Raw genomic sequence first — 1,829 nt, 5'->3', positions numbered from 1 at the left:
ACAGTTAACCCAGTCAACTCTATTTCAGGTTTGGGCGCATTATTAAGAACAAACATCACCTGAAATAGTGGTGTATAACTGAGATCCCGTTCTGGCTGTAATGCTTCCACCAACATCTCAAAGGGCAAATCTTGATGAGCGTAGGCGGATAAAGCCATTTCTCTCAGGCGCGGGAGTAATTCGTTAAAACTAGGATTTTCAGATAAATCAGTCCGCATCACTAAAGTGTTGACAAAAAAGCCAATTAACCCTTCTATCTCGGTGCGATCGCGGTTTGCAATTGGTGTCCCCACCAAAATATCTGTTTGTCCTGTGTAGCGATAAAGCAGAGTATTATATGCTGCCAACAAAGTCATAAACAGGGTACAACCTTGTTTGTGACTCAATTTTACCAACTTTTGAGTTAGCTCAACAGACAAACTAAACTCCATATTTGCGCCATTGAAAGTCTGTACAACAGGTCTAGGTCTGTCTGTGGGTAATGGCAAGAACGTGGGTACATTTGCCAATTGTTCTTGCCAGTAACTTAATTGACTGTTAAGTACTTCCCCGACTAACCATTGTCTTTGCCATAAGGCAAAATCTGCGTACTGAATCGGTAGTGGCAACAAAGGTGACGGTTCACTTTGAGAATAAGCATTGTATATTGCTTGTAACTCCTGGACAAACACACCTATTGACCAGCCATCACTGACAATGTGGTGCATACATACTAATAACCACTGTTCTGTCTGGGACAAAACTATTAATGTTGCTCTGATTAATGCTTCTGAGGCTAAGTCAAAAGGCTCAAATGCTTGTTGTTTAACTAATTTCTGTGCAGCTATTTCTTGTTCTGTTACGGGTAAATGCTGCAAGTCAACAACTGATAGTGTCCAATTCGTTTCTTGTTGAATGATTTGAGCAGCTTGTCCATCAACTGTGATGAAGTTAGTGCGTAATGCTTCGTGGCGATGAATAATTTCAATTAAGCTTTGTTGTAGCGCGTCAACATTCACACTTCCGACTAAACGCAACCCAAAGGGGATATTATATGAGGCACTGTTCGGCTCGAACTGGTCTAAAAACCATAAACGCTGTTGAGCATAAGACAGTGGTAGTTCTGCATTCTCTGTCCGTCTTAAGATGGGTGGTGCGGCAAGTTCTAAGTCTTGTTGCTGTAACCTTTGAATGTTTGGGGCTAGTTCAGCAATTGTTGGTGCAGCAAATAGCGATCGCAATGGCAGTTCTACTTTCAAGCTGTTACGCACACGGGAAATAAGTTGTGTTGCGAGTAGCGAGTGTCCTCCAAGTTCAAAGAAGTTGTCATGTCTGCCCACAAGCTCTACTTTCAGAACTTGCGTCCACAGGAGTGCAAGCATTTCCTCAATGGGTGTACGCGGGGCGACATATTTCTCTAATAATTCATTACTTAGCTCTGGTGCTGGTAGGGCGCGGCGGTTTACTTTGCCGTTGGGCGTTAGGGGTAAGGACTCTAAAATAACTACTGCCGAAGGAACCATGTAGTCTGGTAACTTCTCCTTGAGGTCGCTACGCAGTTCGCTAATTGTGAGTGTTACTTGTGGCTGCGGTACGATGTAGGCGACTAAACGTTTATCTCCAGGAGTATCTTCACGGGCTATGACGCATGATGCTTGCACATGGGGATGTTGGCTCAGTGCTGTTTCTATTTCTCCCAACTCAATGCGGAATCCCCGGATTTTTACTTGGTTGTCGATACGTCCCAGGTATTCAATGTTGCCATCTGGTAAATAACGAGCCAAGTCCCCAGTTTTATAGAGACGTTTTTCCCCCCTGCTCCCCTGCTCCCCTGCTCCCCTGCTTCCACT

General features: G+C 44.2%; 1 pseudogene. It reads right to left on the bottom strand.

Features of this window, described 5'->3' with window-relative positions:
* Positions 1-1,784, bottom strand: a pseudogene (locus tag CDG77_RS34715) (condensation domain-containing protein); the annotation flags it as partial.
* Between the last annotated feature and the right edge of the window lie 45 nt (positions 1,785-1,829).

This window comes from Nostoc sp. 'Peltigera membranacea cyanobiont' 213 (assembly GCF_002245975.1).
Lineage (GTDB): Bacteria > Cyanobacteriota > Cyanobacteriia > Cyanobacteriales > Nostocaceae > Nostoc.
This window is presented reverse-complemented; position numbering and strand designations above follow the sequence as displayed.